The organism is Staphylococcus sp. GDX8P80P (assembly GCF_017893095.1).
In the GTDB taxonomy this organism is placed as follows: domain Bacteria; phylum Bacillota; class Bacilli; order Staphylococcales; family Staphylococcaceae; genus Staphylococcus; species Staphylococcus borealis.
Genome location: NZ_JAESMI010000257.1, coordinates 1 through 226, shown reverse-complemented (window position 1 = coordinate 226; position 226 = coordinate 1). Strand labels below are relative to the sequence as shown.

The 226-nt window shown below is 31.4% G+C and carries 1 pseudogene; it reads left to right on the top strand.

Going from position 1 to position 226, the window contains the following annotated elements:
- Nucleotides 1-226, top strand: a pseudogene (locus KA858_RS12685) (lysophospholipid acyltransferase family protein); the annotation flags it as partial.

Genomic DNA, 226 nt, shown 5'->3' with positions numbered 1-226 from the left:
GCAATGTTAAGTAAGTCACCAATATTACCTGTTGCTTATGTTGGTCCTACTAAGATTCACGGTCTTTTAACAGGACAAGCATACATAAATATTGGTAAACCAATCGATATTAACGATTTACCTAAAGATTTAAAACGAAACGAGCGTATCGATTATATTACAAAAGAGATTGAAACACGAACAGCAAAGTTACAACAAGAATTGCATGAAATTGTAAAAAGTTTAT